Origin of the sequence: Streptomyces sp. NPDC048636, assembly GCF_040650655.1 — a bacterium.
In the GTDB taxonomy this organism is placed as follows: domain Bacteria; phylum Actinomycetota; class Actinomycetes; order Streptomycetales; family Streptomycetaceae; genus Streptomyces.
In genome coordinates this window covers 555,694-574,903 of sequence record NZ_JBEZHR010000001.1, presented here as the reverse complement: position 1 = coordinate 574,903, position 19,210 = coordinate 555,694, and the positions used below count along the sequence as shown (strand labels likewise).

Annotated in this window: 19 protein-coding genes; 3 read left to right on the top strand and 16 right to left on the bottom strand. The window is 71.4% G+C overall.

Going from position 1 to position 19,210, the window contains the following annotated elements; all coding sequences use genetic code 11:
- Window positions 1–41 precede the first annotated feature (41 nt).
- The 11 genes from AB0C66_RS02680 to AB0C66_RS02630 form a co-directional block, all read right to left on the bottom strand.
- Entirely contained in the window at window positions 42–674 is a 633-nt protein-coding gene (locus AB0C66_RS02680) for an OmpA family protein (RefSeq protein ID WP_362431912.1), read from the bottom strand.
- A gap of 8 nt (window positions 675–682) precedes the next feature.
- Window positions 683–1,273, bottom strand: a complete 591-nt coding sequence (locus tag AB0C66_RS02675) for a hypothetical protein (RefSeq protein ID WP_362431910.1) — start codon at window positions 1,271–1,273, stop codon at window positions 683–685.
- 48 nt (window positions 1,274–1,321) lie between these two features.
- Window positions 1,322–1,987: a pilus assembly protein TadG-related protein gene (locus AB0C66_RS02670; protein WP_362431907.1), complete on the bottom strand. Its 666-nt coding sequence runs from the start codon at window positions 1,985–1,987 to the stop codon at window positions 1,322–1,324.
- Window positions 1,988–1,995: 8 nt separating this feature from the next.
- Window positions 1,996–2,160 (bottom strand): hypothetical protein, encoded by a 165-nt coding sequence (locus tag AB0C66_RS02665; protein ID WP_362431906.1) that lies wholly within the window; start codon window positions 2,158–2,160, stop codon window positions 1,996–1,998.
- 273 nt (window positions 2,161–2,433) lie between these two features.
- Complete coding sequence (locus AB0C66_RS02660; protein ID WP_362431904.1) at window positions 2,434–3,327, bottom strand: DUF5936 domain-containing protein; 894 nt, start codon at window positions 3,325–3,327, stop codon at window positions 2,434–2,436.
- Window positions 3,328–3,375: 48 nt separating this feature from the next.
- Complete coding sequence (locus AB0C66_RS02655; RefSeq protein WP_362431902.1) at window positions 3,376–4,314, bottom strand: type II secretion system F family protein; 939 nt, start codon at window positions 4,312–4,314, stop codon at window positions 3,376–3,378.
- 6 nt (window positions 4,315–4,320) lie between these two features.
- Window positions 4,321–5,700, bottom strand: a complete 1,380-nt coding sequence (locus AB0C66_RS02650) for a CpaF family protein (RefSeq protein ID WP_362431899.1) — start codon at window positions 5,698–5,700, stop codon at window positions 4,321–4,323.
- A complete protein-coding gene (locus AB0C66_RS02645) occupies window positions 5,697–6,164 on the bottom strand; it encodes a TadE family protein (RefSeq protein WP_362431896.1) in 468 nt (155 codons plus the stop codon). The genes AB0C66_RS02650 and AB0C66_RS02645 overlap by 4 nt, the downstream gene beginning before the upstream one ends.
- Complete coding sequence (locus AB0C66_RS02640) at window positions 6,157–7,977, bottom strand: P-loop NTPase (RefSeq protein ID WP_362431894.1); 1,821 nt, start codon at window positions 7,975–7,977, stop codon at window positions 6,157–6,159. Before AB0C66_RS02640 ends, AB0C66_RS02645 begins: the two co-directional genes overlap by 8 nt.
- Before the next feature lie 23 nt (window positions 7,978–8,000).
- The gene (gene cpaB / locus AB0C66_RS02635) at window positions 8,001–8,705 is read right to left on the bottom strand and encodes a Flp pilus assembly protein CpaB (protein WP_362431892.1); all 705 of its coding nucleotides are present in this window, start codon (window positions 8,703–8,705) and stop codon (window positions 8,001–8,003) included.
- Window positions 8,706–8,741: 36 nt separating this feature from the next.
- Window positions 8,742–9,650: a hypothetical protein gene (locus AB0C66_RS02630; protein ID WP_362431890.1), complete on the bottom strand. Its 909-nt coding sequence runs from the start codon at window positions 9,648–9,650 to the stop codon at window positions 8,742–8,744.
- 252 nt (window positions 9,651–9,902) lie between these two features.
- On the opposite strand from AB0C66_RS02630, the gene AB0C66_RS02625 reads away from it, so the two are divergent.
- A complete protein-coding gene (locus AB0C66_RS02625; RefSeq protein WP_362433320.1) occupies window positions 9,903–10,904 on the top strand; it encodes a chitinase in 1,002 nt (333 codons plus the stop codon).
- Between the two features lie 173 nt (window positions 10,905–11,077).
- On the opposite strand, the gene AB0C66_RS02620 is transcribed toward AB0C66_RS02625, so the two are convergent.
- On the bottom strand, window positions 11,078–11,965 hold the full coding sequence (locus tag AB0C66_RS02620) for a serine protease (protein WP_362431888.1): 888 nt from the start codon (window positions 11,963–11,965) through the stop codon (window positions 11,078–11,080).
- Between the two features lie 146 nt (window positions 11,966–12,111).
- On the opposite strand from AB0C66_RS02620, the gene AB0C66_RS02615 reads away from it, so the two are divergent.
- The gene (locus AB0C66_RS02615; RefSeq protein WP_362431885.1) at window positions 12,112–13,464 is read left to right on the top strand and encodes a M14 family metallopeptidase; all 1,353 of its coding nucleotides are present in this window, start codon (window positions 12,112–12,114) and stop codon (window positions 13,462–13,464) included.
- Window positions 13,465–13,567: 103 nt separating this feature from the next.
- Here the strand turns inward: AB0C66_RS02615 and AB0C66_RS02610 are convergent, their stop codons facing one another.
- From AB0C66_RS02610 to AB0C66_RS02595, 4 genes are all read right to left on the bottom strand, one after another.
- On the bottom strand, window positions 13,568–15,040 hold the full coding sequence (locus AB0C66_RS02610) for a gluconate:H+ symporter (protein WP_362431882.1): 1,473 nt from the start codon (window positions 15,038–15,040) through the stop codon (window positions 13,568–13,570).
- 229 nt (window positions 15,041–15,269) lie between these two features.
- Complete coding sequence (locus AB0C66_RS02605; protein ID WP_362431878.1) at window positions 15,270–15,683, bottom strand: RidA family protein; 414 nt, start codon at window positions 15,681–15,683, stop codon at window positions 15,270–15,272.
- Window positions 15,680–16,519, bottom strand: a complete 840-nt coding sequence (locus AB0C66_RS02600; RefSeq protein WP_362431875.1) for an IclR family transcriptional regulator — start codon at window positions 16,517–16,519, stop codon at window positions 15,680–15,682. Before AB0C66_RS02600 ends, AB0C66_RS02605 begins: the two co-directional genes overlap by 4 nt.
- Window positions 16,516–17,697, bottom strand: a complete 1,182-nt coding sequence (locus AB0C66_RS02595; RefSeq protein ID WP_362431872.1) for a sugar kinase — start codon at window positions 17,695–17,697, stop codon at window positions 16,516–16,518. Before AB0C66_RS02595 ends, AB0C66_RS02600 begins: the two co-directional genes overlap by 4 nt.
- 137 nt (window positions 17,698–17,834) lie before the next feature.
- On the opposite strand from AB0C66_RS02595, the gene AB0C66_RS02590 reads away from it, so the two are divergent.
- On the top strand, window positions 17,835–19,136 hold the full coding sequence (locus AB0C66_RS02590) for an alanine racemase (RefSeq protein WP_362431870.1): 1,302 nt from the start codon (window positions 17,835–17,837) through the stop codon (window positions 19,134–19,136).
- Window positions 19,137–19,210 lie beyond the last annotated feature (74 nt).

Genomic DNA, 19,210 nt, shown 5'->3' with positions numbered 1-19,210 from the left:
CGGGCCCCGCGGCCGGGGGCGGTCGGCGGCCCGGTGGCCGGTCAGCCCGTACGGGGGAAGCTCACCTCGACCCGGCGGTTCTTCCGGCGGCCCTCCTCGGTGGAGTTGTCGGCGATCGGATACTGCTCGCCGTAGCCGCGGATCTCGTAGCTGACGGAGGCGTCGAGGGAGTCGGAGAGCTTGCGCTGCACCGCGTTGGCCCGCTTCTTCGACAGCGCGTCGCCATGGGCCGAGGAGCCCAGGTTGTCGGTGAAGCCGAAGACCCGGACGGTCTTCGCCTTCTGTTTCTCGGCCTCCCCGGCGATCTCCCTGATCCGGGAGGTGGCCGCACCGCTCAGCTTGGCGCTGTCCTTGCCGAAGAGCACCTCGGCCTGGAGGGCGAACTTCACCTTGGCGTTGGTGTCCTCGCGCCGCTCGTCACCGTTGTCCGTCTCCACCACCGACTTGATGTCCAGGACCCGTCCGGGCGCCAGCTTGGCCCCCTCCGGCATCCGCAGATCGGGGTCCTTGGCGTCGACCCTGACCGGCGGTGTGGTGTCCGCGGGCGCGCCGGGGCCGGTGTCGGCCCGGGCCTCGGGGACGGGTACGGCGGTCACCCAGAGCGCGGCACAGGCCAGCACGGCGAGGACGGGGCCGTAGCGCGCGGCGGCGGGCCGGGGCGGACGGGTCGTCATGGCGGGGCTCACCCGGAGAGCTCGACGCTGACGGACGGCATCGTGGGGATCTGGAAGTCGACTTCCTTGACGTCCTTGGGCGGGGCGGGGAACTGGGCGAACACCGGGCGGCTCTCATTGGGCTTGATTCCGGAGAGTCCGGTGGTGCACAGACACTGGCCGTCGGTGTCCCGGAGCACCAAGTAGCGCTTCTTGCCCGCCTCGTCGACCAGGGAGGCGCCGGAGAGGGAGGAGCGGGAGGTGGCGAGCTCCGCTTCGGGCGAGCGCCAGTCGACGGGGGTGAACAGCATGTCGCCGTGGTTGGTCACCGTACCGCTCACCGTGACGAAGCCCCCGCCGTCGCGCACCGCGGAGTGCAGGGTGATGACGATGTCCTTCGGCCCCTTCATCTCACCGATGGACTTCGAGGATTCCGCCGCGGGCTCCTGCTCGTCGCGCCCGTCGTCCTTGGCCGCGGTGGACTTCTGGGAGCCGTCGTCGGGCTTCTTCCCGTCGCCGTCGTCACCGCTTCCGCATCCGGCCACGGCGAGGGCCAAGCCCGCGACGAGCACCGCCGCGGCAGCCCCCCTCCGGGCCTTCGTCGTATGCCGCATGCTCATCGCTCGCTGTCCTTCACTCGGCTACTCGGGTACGCGTGGGTCTGCTCGTCAATCGGCCAGGTGCACGGAGAAGAGTTCTTTGGCGTCGGGGAAGAGGTCCGGATGCGCCGGATCGATCGTCAGATCCTCGCCCTCGCACCGGAGATCGGCGACGGGCTTGTCGTCCTCGGGGTCCTCACCGTGCTCATCGCCCTCGTCGTCATCGTCGGGCGGCTCGGTCGTGGGATCGGGGGTGGGCGTCGGCGAGGCGGTGCAGCGCGGGGTGACCACCGCCTTGGCCCTGGCCTTGGCGTACTGGCTCTCGGTGCCGGGGATGACGGTGTCGCCCACGGGCTCGCGCGTCCTGACCGTGACCGTGAAGGAGGTGGGCAGATAGCCGGGGACGCAGCCGGTCACGTCCGCGTCGTTCTTCCCCGCGAACCACCCGGCCTGCTCACAGGCGTCCCCTACGCCTAGCCCCCGGCCGTTCAGGAGGTCGTCCCAGGCGCTGCCGTCCGCGATCGCCTTCAGGAAGGCCTTGCGCAACTGGGTGCGGTAGTCCTGGCCCGCGGCGAGCGCCGCGGCGTCGGCGGCGGTCTGTCCGCCGTTGCGCGTCGCACCCGCCTGGCCCACGGCGAAGAGGGCGAGCGCCAGGAAGAGCAGCCCCGCGACGGCGGTGAGGTAAATGGGGAATGCCTGCCCGGCGTCGCTTCTGAGGTCTCTGCGGGCGGTCATGGGGCCGGTCAGATGCCGACGACCTGAGCGATCTTGTCGGAGATCGCATTCGCGATCACACTGCCGAAGTCCGTGGTCGACAGGACCAGGACGATGGCCACCACCACGGCGATGATTCCCAGGTATTCGATCGAGGTCTGCCCCCGGTCGTTCCCCACAGCACGCTTCCCCATCGTGTTCCCCTCCATGGGTTGCCGTCCCACTCTGGTCCGGCGGCACAACCCCCGTGGCGTCGCTCGCGACAGGAGCAAAGTACGCCGAAACACCGGCCGGAGAACAGTGCCTCACGCTCCGTTGCCTTCCCGATGCCCCGCGTTCGAATCGCGTCCTCGCGCCGCGGCTGCCACGGCTCATCCGTCTCACCCCCTCCCGGCCCGGGGAGCCGTCACCCGACGACTGTCCCACACCCCGTTGCAACCGCGAAGGGCATTGCGGCAATTGGCAGGTCAGTCCCCGGTGACCGATCCGAAATCCGTACCGGAGCCGATGAAGAACCCGGCCACGAGCAGCACCATCGTCCCCGGCACCATAAAGGTGGTGATGACCATGGTCGCCTTCGGCACCGCGCGGGCCGCGCGGCGGCGGGCGTTCTGGGCGTCCGTACGGCGCATGTCGTTCGCGATGGCGATCAGCGTCTCGACGATCGGAGCGCCCAGTTCCTCCCCCTGCTGAAGGGCCGTGACGAACTGTGCGACCTGCTCCGAGTCATTGCGTTTGCGCAGTTCCTCAAATGCCTGACGGCGGCTCACCCCCATGTCCATTTGCCGAAGTGTGATGCGGAGTTCATCCGCCCACGGGCCCTCGTACTTCTCCGCCACCCGGTCCAGCGCCTGACGGAAGCTCAGCCCGGCGCTCACCACGACCGCCAGGACGTCCAGGAAGTCCGGCAGTGTCCGCTCGATCGCGTCCCTGCGCTCGCGGACCGCCGCCCAGATGCCCACCTCGATCCAGAACAGACCGAACGCCACCAGCAGCAGTGCCAGCAGGACCTGCCCCTTCATCAGCATCACCAGCGCGCCGCCGAACCCGAGCCCGCCGTAGACCGCCCGCCGGGCGGCGTAGCGGTCGACCGTCAACCCGCCCGGATTGCCCGCCAGATCGATCCGGCGGCGCACCCGTGCCACCCGCTTCTCGCCCATCAGCCGCAGCACCAGCGGGGCGTAGCGCATGCCCAGCCGGTCGACGGCCGAGCCGACGACCGTGGTGCGTGTCGCGCCGACCTCCAGCGCCACCGCCAGGTCCGCGGGCAGTTTCGCCTCGCTGCGGTACAGCGCGACGCCATAGGCGACGCCCGCCACCGAGAGCCCCGCCGCCAGCGCGAGCAGCAGTGCGATTGCCATCGTCCGCCCTTCTTCCCTTCCGGCCCTCCGGCCCTGGACGCCGGACCCTCAGACGTCGATCTTCGACATACGACGGATGAGGAAGAAGCCGATCCCGTAGAGGACGAAGGCCACGACCACCGCGGCCTGGCCCCAGAAGGACGAGGTCATCCGGTCCAGCGAACCCGCCGAGATCCTGTTCATCAGCAGCAGCGTCCCGATGCCCATCAGCGGGACGACATAGGCGGTGACGGTCACCTGGGAGAGCTGGGTGCGGACCTCACGCCGCGTCTCCTTGCGCTCCTCCAGCGTCTGGGTGAGGTTGCGCAGCGAGGTGACCACCGCACCGCCCGCCCGGTTGGACAGCACCAGTGTGGTGACCAGAACCACCAGCTCCCGGGAGGGCAGCCGCTGCGCCAGCTCCTCCAGCGCGTCGTCGATCGAGTGGCCGACGGCCAGTTTGGCGTCGACCTTGGCGAGTTCCTCTCCGGCCGGGGCCTCCATCTCGTCCGCCGCCATCGCCAGCGCGGTGCGCAGCGCCAGCCCGGCCTGGGTGGCGTTGGCCAGGATCCGGGAGAGTTCCGGCAGTTGGTTGATGAAGCGTTCGATGCGCTTCTGACGCTGCCAGTTGAGGTAGGCGAAGGCGGCCCAGACGGCGATCACCGCGGCGATCGGTCCGAAGAACGCCGCGAGCAGTGACGCCGCCACCACCCACAGCCCGGCCGCCGCCGCGGCCGTGTACATCACGAACTCCCCGGGCGTCAGCTCCAGGCCGGTCGCCGCGAGCCGCAGCGCCAGCCTGTTGCCCGCCGCGGTCGTACGCAGCCGCCGGTCGAGTCCGGTGAAGCGGCGTGCACGGCCGGACACCACCTGCGGGCCGGAGTCCGACAGCCGGTCGATCAGGGCCCGCTGCTGCTCCTTGCCCCGGGTGTACGCGTGCGCCCCCGCGATCCCCAGCGCGCCGCACACCAGCGTCGCGCCGAGCGCCACCGTCGCCAGACGGTCCATGCCCGGCTACCTCCGTTCCCTCGGGTCGTACCCGGACCGGTCGAACACCGCGCCGCGGGTGGCGAGCTGGGCCGGGAAGGCGGCCACCCCGAACGCGGGCGGCACCGGCTCGTTCGCCATCCGCAGCCGCCCGGCGATCCGCTCGGGCAGCGGGAAGTAGCCGAACCGGCCGTGCACCACCCGGTCCGCCGCCATCGGCTCGGCGTCGAACCGGCAGACGGTGGCGATGCGGTACTCCTCATGGCCATGGCTGTCGAGCAGTGCGATCTCGCTGATCCGCCGCGATCCGTCGGCGTGCCGGACCAGCTGGACGATACAGTCCACGGCGCTGTTGATCTGGTCGCGCAGCGCCTCGTACGGAATGGCCACCTCCGACATCGAGGCGAGGGTCTGGAGCCGCATCAGCGCGTCCTCGGCGCTGTTGGCGTGGACGGTGGCGAGCGAGCCGTCGTGACCGGTGGACATGGCCTGGAGCATGTCCAGCGTCTCACCGCCGCGCACCTCGCCGACGATGATCCGGTCCGGGCGCATCCGCAGCGAGTTGCGGACCAGATCGCGGATGGTGATCCGGCCCTTGCCTTCGACGTTCGGCGGCCGGGACTCCAGCCGGATGACATGCGTCTGCTGGAGCTGGAGTTCGGCGGCGTCCTCGACGGTGATGATGCGCTCGCCGTCCGGGATCAGCCCGGAGAGGGCGTTGAGCAGCGTGGTCTTTCCGGAACCGGTGGGTCCGGAGACGACCACATTGCACTTCGCCCGCACCAGCGCGGACAGCAGGAGCAGCATCTGCTCGTCCAGCGTGCCCATGCCGATCAGCTCGTGCAGGGTGTACGCGCGGGGGAAGCGGCGGATGGTGAGGGTCGCGCCGGTCAGCGCGAGCGGCGGAATGATCACGTTGACCCGCTCCCCGGACGGCAGCCGCGCGTCGACCATGGGATTCGACTCGTCCACCCGGCGGTTGACCGTGGAGACGATCCGCTCGATGGTCTGCATCAGCTGCTCTTCGGAGGCGAACCGGACCGGCACCTGCTCCACCCGGCCCGCCCGCTCGACGAAGATCTGGTCCGGTCCGTTGACCATGATCTCGGTGATCGAGGCGTCCTCCAGAAGCGGTTCGAGCACCCCGAGCCCCAGCGCCTCGTCCACCACCCGCCGGATCAGCTGGGACCGTTCGCCGGTGGACAGCACCGGGCCCTCACGGCTGATGATGTGCCCGAGCACCCGCTCCAGCCGGGAGCGGCGCTCGGCGGCGGCGAGCGAGGACATCTCCGCGAGGTCGATCTCCTCGAGCAGCTTGGCGCGGTAGACGGAGACCAGATGTCCGTCCTGGCGCCCCTCTCCCTCACCGGGCCGCTCGGGCGCGGTGATACGGGCCCGCAGGCTCATCGGCCTCCTCCCCCGCCCGACGGTCCGGCCGGGCCGTCGGCACTGTCGGCACCGTCGTCGCAGGGCATCGTGGCGCTCCGCCGGGCGCTGCCGAAGTCGAACCCGGGGATCACCGAGGGGATCTCCACGCTGGCGGTGGCCCGCGCCTGCCCGCCCCCGCAGCCACCGCTGCTGACGTCGGCCCCGTCGGCCAGCCAGCCGCTCATGGCGGCCTGCCCGGCCGCGGCGGGGCTGTTCCGCGGCTCGTCCAGCGAGGCCGTCCGCGCCGCGGCCCGCGCGGCGGTCCCGGCCTGCTGCACGGTGTACGCGGCGAGCCCCAGCTGCACCGCGGCCAACGCGACGATCAGCAGCACCGGCAGAAACCCAAGAAACTCAATGGACGCCGATCCCCTGTCACTGCCGGGCCGCCGTGGCCCGACAGCGGCCCAACCGCCAGGGCGGGGCGGCGGCGTGTGGTCACTCATCGCCGGCCGCCAGGTCGGATTCGTCGGTCGCGCCCGCCGTGCCGGTGACCGTCCAGGGGAAGTCGGCGGCGCCGGGGAAGAGGAGGGGGACCTTCAGGTTGACCGTGGAGGTGAAGACACCGTCGGCACCGGCTCCGCAGGAGATGGAGGAGCTGCCCCGCCACGCGCTCGGGATGTCCTTCTCGGCCGCCGACCGGCAGGCGGCCGGGCCGCCGTTGGCGGCGGCGCCCGCGCGGGCGCCCTTGTCGGCGGAGTTGCCCGCCAGGGAGTAGGTGTAGCCGATGAGGACGAACTGCCAGATCACCGCCAGCACGATGAGGGCGAGCGGAAGGACGCCGAGGAATTCGACCGTGACCTGACCGCGGTCGCCGCGCTTGCGGAGGAAGGAGCCGGTGGAGGACGGCGGGACCTCGCCCAGCGCCTCCGGCCCGGTACCCGCCCCGGCGCCCGCGCCCGAACCGCCCGCGCCGCCGGAACCACCTGAACCGCCCGCGTCCGAACCCCCCGCGCCGCCCGCCCCTATGGCACGGCGCCGCCGCAGCCCCGGCAGGGTGCGCTCACCGGATCCGGCCGCGTGGCCGCCCCGGTGAGCGGCGCGACGGCCACCCGGGCGGCCACCGCCGTTCGCTCCCGCGGACGCCGCGTCGACCAGGCCGAGTTCCCCGGCCAGCCCCCACAGCGCCTGTTTGACGGCCGACTTGGCGTCCAGGTCCTGCATCCGGCCGGAGTCCACGGCGGGCTGGAGCTCCTTGAACCCGGCGGGGATCGCCGTACGGGCCACCGTGGTGCCGGTGGCGCGCGCGACCAGCTGCGGCTGGATCTCCGCCTGCCGGGTGTGGCGGTTGACGACGGTGACCGTGTCCTCCGCCTTGCGCACCTGGAGCCGGTCCCACAGCCGCACCATGCGCTTGGCGGCGCGGACCGCCACCACGTCCGGGGTGGTGACCAGCAGCGCGACATCGGCGGTCTCGACCACGGCCGCGCCCGCCGAGGTCATCTGGGTGCCGCAGTCCACCACGACCAGCTCGAACCGCGACCGCAGCGCGGCGATGACCTGCCGGGCGGTGCGGTCGGTCACCTCCTCGCCGCGTTCGCCCTCGGCGGGCGCCAGCAGCAGCCCCAGACCGGTCTGATGGGTGAAGACCGCGTCCTGGAGGACCCGTGGCGAGATATCGGTGATCTGCGCCAGGTCGGCGATCGAGCGGCGGAACTGGACGTCGAGGTAGGAGGCGATGTCGCCGGACTGGAGGTCGAGGTCGACGAGGGCGACCGTACGGCCCGCGGCCCGCGCGGCGAGTGCGAGCTGTACGGCGGTCACGGTGGTGCCGACACCGCCCTTGGCGCCCGTCACCGCGACCAGCCGTCCGCCGGGGCCGGTGGCCGGGGTGTCCCCGCCGCCGCCGAGATGGCGTCGCACCCCGCCGGCCCACTGCGCGGCACCGTGCACCCGGGCCGCCAACTCGTCGTACGACAGCGGTATCCCGGCGATACCGCGGGCCCCGGCGTCCATCGCTGCCGAGTACAGCGCGGGCCCGGCGTCCGCCGTCACCAGCACCACACCCACCGCCGGGAACCGCAGCGCGATCTCCCGGATCACCTCCAGCGCGGGCGCCGGGCCGATGCGTTCATGGACGAGGACAACCTCCGGCAGCTCCTCCAGGGAGGCGGCGGCCAGTGCGGCGAGGGTGTCGAGCAGCTGGGTCGAGTCGCCCACCGGAGCCGACGGCTCCACGCCGGGCAGCTGACCGAGCAGCCCGTCGAGGGAGCGGGCGGCGTCGGGGTCGCCGACGGCCGGCAGAATTCTGATCGTCACCGCGGCACCTCCTCACTCATTACTCATTTGTCGCCGTCGAGGGTGTAGGTGCGGTCGCCGGGCGCTATCGGGCCGTCCCCGCCGGGGGCGACCAGCGCGAGCCGCACATGCGAGGCGAAGGATTCGGCGTAGGCGACCCGCTGGGCGTTCTTGGTGTCGAGCGCGAAGGTGATCGGTACGGCCTTGTCGACGCGCCGTTCATCGTCCTGGTCCGGCTCCAGGGCGGTGAGCTCGCCGACGTCGATGACCCGGGCGCCCGCGACGATGAGCTTGGAGACCGGTTCGTCGCCCTGCCCCTTGCCCTCGAAGGTCGCGTAGATGTTCACCTTCGCACCGGGGTTGATCTTGCCCGCGACGCCCGTCGCCGCGTCGATCATGATGGCGATCTCCTGCTGTCCGGCCTTGAGCGCGGGCCGGTTCACCACCATGTCGTCCTGGAGCAGCGACCCCTTGCGCAGCGGGGTCACGGCTATCTTGCCGCGGATGTCGTCGAGGTCGGTGACGGCGGTGGACGGCAGCCACCGCTCCGGCATCGAGACCTTCTCGAACTGCCCCGCGTCCAGCGGCTCATAGGCCGGGACGTCCGAGGTGAGCTTGTAGGCGGTGGTCTCGGGGCCGACCTTGGACTCCACGTCGTCGATGACGGAGAGCACCCCGGCGAACGCGCCGACGGCGCACAGGACCGACAGGAGCAACAGGACGACTCCGCGGCGCTGGCGTGAATTCATGGGACGGACAACCTCGTTCGGGGACGCGGGGGGACGTTACCGGCTGGTCAGGGCGGGGCGGTGGGTCGGGGCCGGGGCGGCGATGTCATCGCCGCGCGAGACCGGGGCGGAGCAGAACGCACAGCGGTCCCCGATGAGTTCGAAACCGCACCAGTGGCACTCCTCCCTGCGGACGGACGCCACCAGCTGGTAGAGGACGGACAGGTCCGGGATGGCCGCCGCGAACTCGATCAGCTTGGGCGTGCCCCACCAGCGGGCGGAGTCGGGGGACGGCTCCACCAGCTCCACATCGCGGATCCCCCAGGCGGGGGCGAGCGCCCCGGTGACCCAGTCCTCCCGCCCGGCCACCGAACCGTCCCGGTGGCCATGGCTGTTGAGAGCTCCGGGGGCGACGGTCATCCGGGTGCTGTACGAGGGGGCGGCAAGCACCCCGTCGCCCCCGGCCTTCACCAGCTGCGGTGTGGGGTGGGCGAGCACCGCGAAGTGGGTGCCGGGCAGCCAGGACTTGACGTGCGAGGTGAGCCCGACCGGCACCCGGTCCAGCCGGGCGACGCTGCCGAGCAGCGCACCGGCGTGGATGTAGTGGGCCAGCAGCCGGGCGGCGCAGGCGAGTACCCCGGGACTGAAGTCGGAGAGCGAGAGCTGTCGCAGCTGACGGGCGAGCACGGCGACGGCCAGCGGCGGGAGTTCGAGGGGGACGAGCGCCATCCGGTCGCTCTCCAGCACCGCGCGCAGGGTGTGCAGTCTGCGGACGACGGGCGGCGGGGTCGCGGCGGGATAGAGCACCACCAGATGGCACTGCCGGTCCAGCAGCGCGGCGGCCTCGGCGAGCGCGTCGTCGAGCGGCTGCTCCCGCGGCGGGCGGAGCACAACGGCCGACGGGGTCTGCCCGTCGGGCGGCGGAAGCACCAGCTCACGGCCGGTGACTGCTATCGCGGTGGGCACGTCGGCTACCCCGTCTCACATCGGCACCGAGCGGCCGCGGCCGCAGGTCGTTACTGCCGGTCCTGGTGCATCGTCACTTTATCCACGAAAGCCCCGTGAGAGAACAGTTCCTCTGAGTTACGGCCCCTGGTTCGGTGGTGCGCCGCGCATTCCCTTGACAACCCTATTGGTCTGAACCAACTTGTACGGCACGCCTCAGGGGCCCCTGTACGCGCACTCGCACCACCTCCCCCCATCCCCCACGTATGGAGGCTGTCGTGTATACGCGCAAGGTTCGGGAAAAGGCTGCTCACCGCGGCGGCCGCGCTCGCCCTCGGCACCGGAGGGCTGCTGGCGGCCGGTACCGCCGAGGCGTCCGGGGCGCACCCCGCCGCGGCCGTCCCCGCCCACGCCGTCACCGGCTACTGGCAGAACTTCGACAACGGTGCGACCGTGCAGAAGCTGGCGGACGTGCCCGGCGAGTACGACATCATCGCGGTGGCCTTCGCCGATGCCACCGGCACGCCCGGCGGTGTGGACTTCCGCCTCGACCCGGCCGTCGGCTACGGGAGCGAGCAGGAGTTCAAGGACGACATCAAGGCCGAGCAGGCGGCCGGGAAGTCGGTCGTCATCTCCGTCGGCGGCCAGAACGGCACCGTCTCGGTCAGCGATGACGCCTCGGCGAACACCTTCGCCTCCTCGATCACCGGACTGATGGACGAGTACGGCTTCGACGGCGTCGACATCGACCTGGAGAACGGGCTCGACGCCACCTATATGACCAAGGCGCTCCGGGCGATCCACGACAAGAAGAGCGATGTCGTGGTCACGATGGCGCCCCAGACGATCGATATGCAGTCGCCGTCGAACGGCTACTTCAAGACCGCCCTGGGGATCAAGGACTTCCTCACGGTCGTCAATATGCAGTACTACAACAGCGGTTCGATGCTGGGGTGCGACGGCAAGGTCTACTCCCAGGGCTCGGTCGACTTCCTCACCGCCCTCGCCTGCATCCAGCTGGAGAACGGGCTCGACCCGTCGCAGGTGGGCCTGGGCGTGCCCGCCTCCCCCCGCGGCGCGGGCTCCGGCCATGTGGAACCGGCCGTGGTCAACGCGGCGCTGGACTGTCTCGCCAAGGGCACGGGCTGCGGGAGCTTCAAGCCCTCCCGGACCTACCCGGGCATCCGCGGGGCGATGACCTGGTCCACCAACTGGGACGCGGCCAACGGGAACGCCTGGTCCAAGACGGTCGGCCCGCACGTCCACGGGCTCTAGCCCGTCCGGCCGGGCGGCAGAGCCGTTCGGCCGACACCGGCGTCCCCCGTCCGTGGAGCTGCCGCCGCCGTCCTTCGGCCGCGGGGACCGGGCGCCCCCGGGCACACGCGCGGTGCCCGGGGGCGCACTGGTGTCCGCCCCCGGGCCGGGGTGTTCTCAACACCCCTGTTCGGTCAGGGTTTGGGCAGCTCACACCCCGGCAGTCCGAGGTCGATCTTGTTGCCGGTGGTCAGGCACCGGGTGATGCCGTAGGTCTGCTCGGCGTAGTTGATCCCCTGCCGGACCGTCACCGTGCCGTTCTCGTCGACCTCGCAGGGGTTGTTCAGGGTGCACCGGCCGCCGCTCTCGTTGCCGGTGTTGTTCACGGCCACGACCTTGCCGGACGCGGTGTCCACGACGGGTGAGCCGGAGGTTCCGCCGATCGTGTGACAGGCGGAGGTGTAGCGGACCGAATCCTTCCAGGTCCACTCGCCCTCCTTAAGCCGGTATGCAAATCCGTCGATATTGCAGGCGTAGATCTTCTTCCAGTAGCCGGAGACCACATTGATACTGGTGCCCTGGACCGGGTGGCTGTCGGACAGCTGTAAGGCCTTGATGCCGTACCGCTGTTCGATCTGGGCGTATGTGGAGCTCAGTTCGTACAGCGAGACGTCGGTGTCGGTCATCGTGGCGTACGCGACCTTGGTGGCCCGGAGCGTGCCGGCGCTGGCGCCCGAACTCTTGAGCAGGGTGAAGCTGCGGGTGGACGGCTGGTCCACGATCACCTCGCCCGCGGCCGGGAAGCCGCTGGACAGACAGTGGCCGTTGGAGAGCACCAGCGCGGGGTCGGTGTCGGCGGAGCCCGGAGCCCGGACCACCGAGCCCGAGCAGTTGCTGAGCGCCACCGTGCCCGCGAAGTCCACCGCGCGGGCCGCCGCGGACTCCGGGGCTTCGGCCGTCTTCGGCGCCGACGCGGAGGAGTGGGTGGGGGTCGCGGCCACCGTGGGGGTGGCGCCGGTGCCCAGGACGGCCGCCCCGGCGAGCAACAGGGCCGACAGCGCACCGGCGAGAGGTCTCTTCATGGGGGGTTTCCTTCCCTCGATGAGAAGTTGCTTCCCCGACGACCATTTCCCACCCTTGACCGTGTCATGCACATGGTCGAACACTGGCGACGCAGCAGTCGCTCGCCTTTCACCCCCACAGGAGAACTCACCCCCCAGGAGAACTCATGCGACTACGCATCCGCGGCAGACGGGCACCCGCCCTCGCCGCCCTGCTGGCCCTCGCCCTCGCCGCCCCCGTCGCCGCCCAAGCCGATGACCCGGCGTCCGGCCGCGCACCCCAGGCCAGGGCCGGTGCCGACGCGACGGCCGACGAGCAGGTCACCCAGTACAAGGTCGCGGGTCCGGCCACCGCCAAGGAACGTTCCGCCCTCGCCGCCACCGGCGTCTCCATCGACGAGGCGGACGCCCGCTCCGTCGTGGTCACCGCCGACTCCGCGCAGGCCAAACGGGTGCGCGCGCTCGGATACCGGCTCACCGCACTGGACGGCCCACCCGACCGCACCGAGGGCAGGGCGCGCCAGCCCTTCGACTTCCCCTCCTCCGATGCGCGGTACCACAACTACGCCGAAGCCAATGCCGAGATCGACAAGGCGATCGCCGCGTATCCCACCATTCTGAGCAAGCGCGTCATTGGAAAGTCGTACGAGGGTCGGGACATCATCGCCCTCAAGATCAGCGACAACGTGGCCACCGACGAGGACGAGCCCGAGGTGCTGTTCACCGCCCATCAGCACGCGCGCGAGCACCTCACGGTGGAGATGGCGCTGTACCTGGTGCACGAGCTGACCACCGGCTACGGCGGCGACTCGCGGATCACCAAGGCGGTCGACGGCCGGGAGATCTGGATCGTCCCGGACCTCAATCCGGACGGCGGTGAGTACGACATCGCCACCGGCCGCTACCGGAGCTGGCGCAAGAACCGCCAGCCCAACTCCGGTTCGTCCTCCGTCGGTACCGACCTCAACCGCAACTGGGACTTCAAGTGGGGCTGCTGCGGCGGCTCCTCCGGCTCCCCCGGGTCCGAGACCTACCGCGGCCCCCGCGCCGCGTCGGCCCCCGAGGTCAAGGTGGTCGCGGACTTCGCCCACAGCCGGATCGTCAACGGCAAGCAGCAGCTCAAGGCCGCCATCGACTTCCACACCTACAGTGAGCTGGTGCTGTGGCCGTTCGGCTGGACGTACGACGAGACCACCACCGGGATGACACAGGACGACCACGACGCGTTCGCGACCGTGGGCAAGTCGATGGCCGCGAGCAACGGCTACACCCCCGAGCAGTCCAGCGAGCTCTACATCACGGACGGGGCGATCGACGACTATCTCTGGGGCACCCAGAAGGTGTTCGCGTACACCTTCGAGATGTATCCGTCGTCCTCCGGCGACGGCGGCTTCTACCCGCCCGACGAGGTGATCGACCGCGAGACCCAGCGCAACCGCGACGCGGTGCTCCAGCTCCTGGAGAACGCGGACTGCATGTACCGGTCGATCGGCAAGGAGGACCAGTACTGCACCGGCTGAGCCGCTGATCCGGCCGCGGGCCGTCCCGGCGGTGCACCGGGACGGCCCGCGGCAGGGCGGTCACACGCGTCTCCGGGTCCCCGGCGCGGGGGCCCGGCGGGGCTCAGATCACCAGGCTGAGCAGCCCCGCGACCACGAAGCCCGCCACCGAGAGCACCGACTCCAGCACCGTCCAGGACTTGAGGGTGTCCCGCTCGGATATGCCGAAGTACTTGGCGACCATCCAGAACCCGCCGTCGTTGACATGCGAGGCGAAGATCGAGCCCGCCGATATCGCCATGATGACCAGGGCCAGATGCGCCTGCGAGTAGTCGCCGTCGGCCAGCATCGGGGAGACGATCCCCGCCGTGGTGACGATCGCCACCGTCGCCGAACCCTGCGCGACCCGCAGCACCAGCGCGATCAGCCAGGACAGCAGGATCACCGGCAGCCCCGCGCTGTCGAAGGCGTCCGCCAGCGCCTGAGCCACCCCGCTCCCCTTGAGCACCGCGCCGAACACCCCGCCCGCGCCCACCACCAGCAGGATGTTGCCCACCGGCTTGAGCGAGGCGGTGCACACCGACTCCAGCGAGTTCCGCGACCAACCGCGCCGGATGCCCAGCAGATGGAAGGCGAGGAAGAGCGCGATGGTCAGCGCCACGAAGGGATGGCCGAAGAACTCGATCACCGAGCGTCCGGTGCTCGGGTCCATCGCTATGGAGGAGAAGGTGGCGCAGAGAATGAGGACCAGCGGGGTGCCGATGATCGCCAGGACCGTGCCCACCGGCACCGGCCGCTCCGCCGCGGTGGCGCCCGCGGCCCGCTGTTCGGCCTCGACCGCCGCCCGCGCCTCCTCGGCCGCCTCCACCATGTCCTGCGGTACGGGGACGAAGAGCCGCTTGCCGATCCACGCCGCGTAGCCCCAGGCGGCCAGCACCGACGGCACCCCGACCAGCACGCCCATCAGAATGACCCAGCCCAGGTCGACATGGAGCAGCCCGGCCGCGGCCACCGGCCCCGGGTGCGGCGGCAGGAAGGCGTGGGTCATGGACAGCCCGGCGAGCAGCGGCATCGCGTAGAGCACGATCGACTTCCCGCTGCGCCGGGTGGCCGCGTAGACGATGGGCGCCAGGACGAAGATGCCGACGTCGAAGAAGACGGGTATGCCGAAGATGAGCCCGGTCAGTCCCATCGCCAGCGGTGCCCGGTCGGGTCCGAACAGACCGAGCAGCCGGGTGCTGAGCGCCTCGGCGCCGCCGGAGACCTCCAGTATGGCGCCCAGCATGGTGCCGAGGCCGATGATGATGGCGATATGGCCGAGGATGCCGCCCATCCCGGATTCGATGAGCGAGACGGCGTCGGACTTCTGGACGGTGCCGAAGAGTTCGGTGACCGAAAGACCGGCGGCCAGACCCACCGCGATGGAGACGCCGAGCAGCGCCACGAACGGCTGGAGCCGGACCTTGATGATCAGGTAGAGCAGTAGGGCGATACCGAGGGCGGCGACGGTCAGCAGTCCTGCGGTGCCGTGGATGATCGCGAGCAGCCCACCGGTGTGCGGTGGGGTCTCGGGAGCGGGAGCGGCCGCGAGCAGCATGGGGAACTCCGGAAAACGGGTAGGGGGCGGCGCCGCACGGCGGGGGGCCGCGCGGTCGGGAAGCCGGGATGGGGTTGATCAGAACTCCGTGTCCTGCGGATGTGGGGGGTTGGCCCGGGGTCGGTCGGGGTGGGGGAGCCGCGGTGGGCGGGGCGGGGAGGCCCGGGGGACGTGACGGGGGACGGGCTCCCGCGCGCACCCCGCCCACCGCGGGGCTTGGGGATGTGCGTCAGCCGAGCACGGCGAGCGCGTCGATCTCCACGAGCAGTCCGGCGGGAAGGCCGACATAGATCGTGGTGCGGGCCGACGGCGCCTCCTTCAGGTCCGCGAAGAACTCGTCGTACAGGGCGTTGAATTCGGCGAAGTGGGCGGTGTCGGTGAGGTAGATGCGGATCATCATCACGTCCTCCCAGCTCGCCCCGCCCTCCTCGAGGACGGCCTGCACATTGCGCAGGGTCTGGAGGGACTGCTCGCGCAGGGACGGTCCGACGGGGGCCGGGGCCTGGCCCGGAACCGCCGGGCCGAAGCCGACCTGGCCGGCGACCTGGAGGATGTTGCCCTTCTTCACGCCGTGCGAGAACTTGGCGGGCGGGGTGGTGTGTCCGGCCGGGGTGATCGCGGTCTTCTTCAGCTTCTCGCTCATGACAGGGGTTCCTTGGCTCTCTTCTCGGGTCTGACCGCCTCAACCCCCAGGGGCCGGGGCGTGACTGTCATGCCATCATGCGGCGCCGGTGCGGGGGCGCTTCCGGAGTACTCCCGGCTGATCGCCTCCGCGGTACGGCGCACCAGTGGCAGCAGGGTGAGCAGTTCCTCCGCGGTCACCACGACATTGGGCGCGGACACCGAACACGCCGCCACCACCTTTCCGTCGGCTCCCCGGATGGGCGCCCCGACACAGTTGATCGACTCCTCATGGCCACCGAGGTCGGTGGCCCAGCCCTGTTCGCGCACGGTGGCCAGCTCCCTGAGGAACGCGGTGGCGTTCGGTGTCGAACGGGCCGTGTACGCGGGGTAGGTGAGCCGTTCGGCCACCGCGCGCCGCTCCGGCTCCGGCAGATCGGCCAGCAGCAGCTTGGCGACCGCGGCGACGGTGATCGCGACGGGTTTGCCGATCCGCGAGTACATCCGCACCGGATAGCGGCTCTCCACCTTGTCGATGTAGAGGACCTCGTTCTCCTCGTACACCGCGAGGTGCACGGTGTGGCCGCACCGCTCGTTGAGCGCGACGAGATGGGGATGGGCGATCTCGCGGACGTCCAGGTTCTCCACGGCCTGCTGCGCCAGGGCGAACAGCCGGGCTCCGAGCCGGTAGCGCTGGTCCTGCTGGCGGTAGACCATGCCGTGCTCATGCAGGGTGCGCAGCAGCCGCAGCGCGGTGGACTTGTGCACCCCGAGCCGGGTGGCGACCTGTTCCAGGTTGGCGGGGCCCTCCGCCAGCAGGGGCAGGATGCTCAGCGCTCGGTCGACGGTCTGGCTCATGGGTTGGATACCTCCACCGCAACGGTCTCGGGCCCCGCATACGCCGGATTCGTCCAGCCGGGGCGGACCCGCAGTGTGCCCCACGCGGCGGCATCGAGTGCCACCAGCCGATCGGCCCGCTCACGGGAGGGCGGGGTGGCCAGGTCGCCGGAGACGGTGAGCGCGGCCGCCGCCATCAGGTGGCCGTGGCGCAGCCGTTCGGCGACGGGCAGACCGCGCAGGGTGCCGGAGAGGAATCCGGCGGCGAACGCGTCCCCCGCACCGACGGGCGCCACGACCTCGACGCGCGGGGCGGGTTCGGCGGTGACACTGTCCGCGCCGCCGGGCCCGCGGGCGTAGGCGGTGGCCCCGGCGGAGCCCCGTTTGACGACCAGCACCGCCGGTTCGGGCAGCGCCGCCCGGATCGCGTCGGCGCCGCGCAGCCCCCAGGCGGCCTCGGCCTCGTCCTCGCCGACGAAGACCAGGTCGCAGCCGCGGGCCAGGTCGAGCAGGACGGAGGGGCCGTGGCGCTCGCCCTCCCGCCGATGCTCCCCCTCCCGCCGCACCTCCCACGGCTGCTCCTCCCGCCACAGCGCCAGGCGGTAGTTGACGTCGAAGGAGACCAGCGGACGGCCGGGGGCGGGGGTGGTCAGCTCACGGGTCAGGGCGAGGCAGCCGTCGGAGAGGGCCGGGGTGATCCCGGTCAGATGGAGGATCCGGCCGGACCACAGCTGGTCCCGCTCCATCAGCGCGGGGGACATGGCCGCGGCGGCGGAACCGGCCCGGTAGTAGACGACCTCGGCGAGCGGTTCCCCGGCGGCACGCTCCTCGGCGGCGTGCTCCCTGGCCACGGGGTCCTGGCCGACGGCACGGGCGGGGGCCTGGCCCACGGCCCGCTCCCCGGCCGTGCGGAAGTAGATGCCGGTGGGACGGTGGGGATCGCGCCGCACCCGGCTGACGTCCACCCCGGCGGCCGCGATCTCGGTCAGCAGATGGTCGCCGAACCCGTCCGTACCGACCCTGCTGATCCAGCGCGCGCTGTGCCCGCAGCGGGCCAGTCCACAGGCCACATTGGACTCGGCCCCGCCGATACCGCGTGCGAAGGACGGCACATCGGCGAGGCGGCCCGGCCGGGACGGCACGAAGGTCACCATCGACTCGCCGAGGCACACGACGTCGACGCTCACGGCAGGGGGCACGATCAGTCTCGCTCCTCGCTCGTTTCGGGTACGGCGCACACCGTTGACCGGGTGCTTGGCGGGATGTTAGACAGCGCTGAGCGATATACGCAATGAATGTTGCACATGTTGCAACCGATCCCGATGGAGGCGTCTCCATGGCCACCGACCACAGCGTCCCGCCGTCCCTCGCGGGGCTCGCGGAGGAGCGTGTCGACCACCGCTTCAAGGGGCTGCCGCCGACCGCGGAGGGCCTGACCGTGGGCGAACTGGCCGCCGAGCGCCGCTCCCTGTTCACCGGTGGATTCACCACACCGGTGCTGGCGCTGTCGGCCGAGGCCCTGGAGCACAACCTCCTGGAGATGGAGCGCTACTCCGCCGCCCACCGGCTGGCCTTCGCCCCGCACGGCAAGACCTCACTGGCCCCGCAGCTCTTCGAGCGCCAACTCGCCCATGGCGCCTGGGGGATCACCGCCGCCGTCCCCACCCAGGTACGGATGTACCGGGCCTTCGGCATCCAGCGGATCTTCCTCGCCAACGAGGTCGTGGACGCCGCCGCGCTGCACTGGCTCGCGGCCGAGCTCGACGCCGACCCCGCGTTCCGGTTCATCGCCTATGTGGACTCCACGCGCGGTGTCGAGCTGATGGACACGGCCCTGCGCGCGGCGGGCGCCCGCCGCCCGGTGGACGTGGTGGTCGAGCTGGGCGCGGGCGAGGGCGCGCGGACCGGGGTGCGCACCGAGGCCGAGTGCGCCGAGGTCGCCGACGCGGTGGCGGCCGCCGCCACCCTGCGGCTGGTCGGCGTCGCCGGATACGAGGCCGAGGTGCCGAAGGCGGACGCCGAGCGGGTGCGGACGTGGATGCGCCGGCTCACCGCACTGGCCGCCGGGTTCGACGCGGAGGGCCGCTTCGCGGGGCTCGGCGGAACGGACGAGATCGTGGTGAGCGCGGGCGGCAGCGCGTGGTTCGACGTGGTGGCGGAGGTCCTGGCGGAACTGCCCGAGCTGTCCCGGCCGGTGCTGAAGCTGCTGCGCTCGGGCGCGTACGTCTCCCACGACGACGGCCACTACCGCAGGCAGACCCCGTTCAACCGGATCCCGGAGGAGGGCGGGCTGCACCCGGCCTTCCGGCTGTGGGCACAGGTCGTCTCCCGTCCCGAACCGGGCCAGGCGTTCCTCAACGCGGGCAAGCGGGACGCCGCGTACGACCTGGATCTGCCGGAGCCGCAGGTCATCCGCTCCGCCCGGGACGGCTCCACCCGCCCGGCCACCGGGCTGACCGTCACCGGCCTCTCCGACCAGCACGCCTGGGTCGCGGTCACGGACGGCGCGGAGCTGGAGGTGGGCGACTGGGTGGGGCTCGGCCTCTCCCATCCGTGCACGGTCTTCGACAAGTGGCAGCTGATCCCGCTGGCGGAGGCGGACGGCACGGTCACGGACTACGTCCGCACCTTCTTCTAGCCCACCCACCCGCCCCGGGACCCCCGAGGCGGCCCACGGCCGGGACGGGCGAGTCCCACCGGCCCCGACGGGGC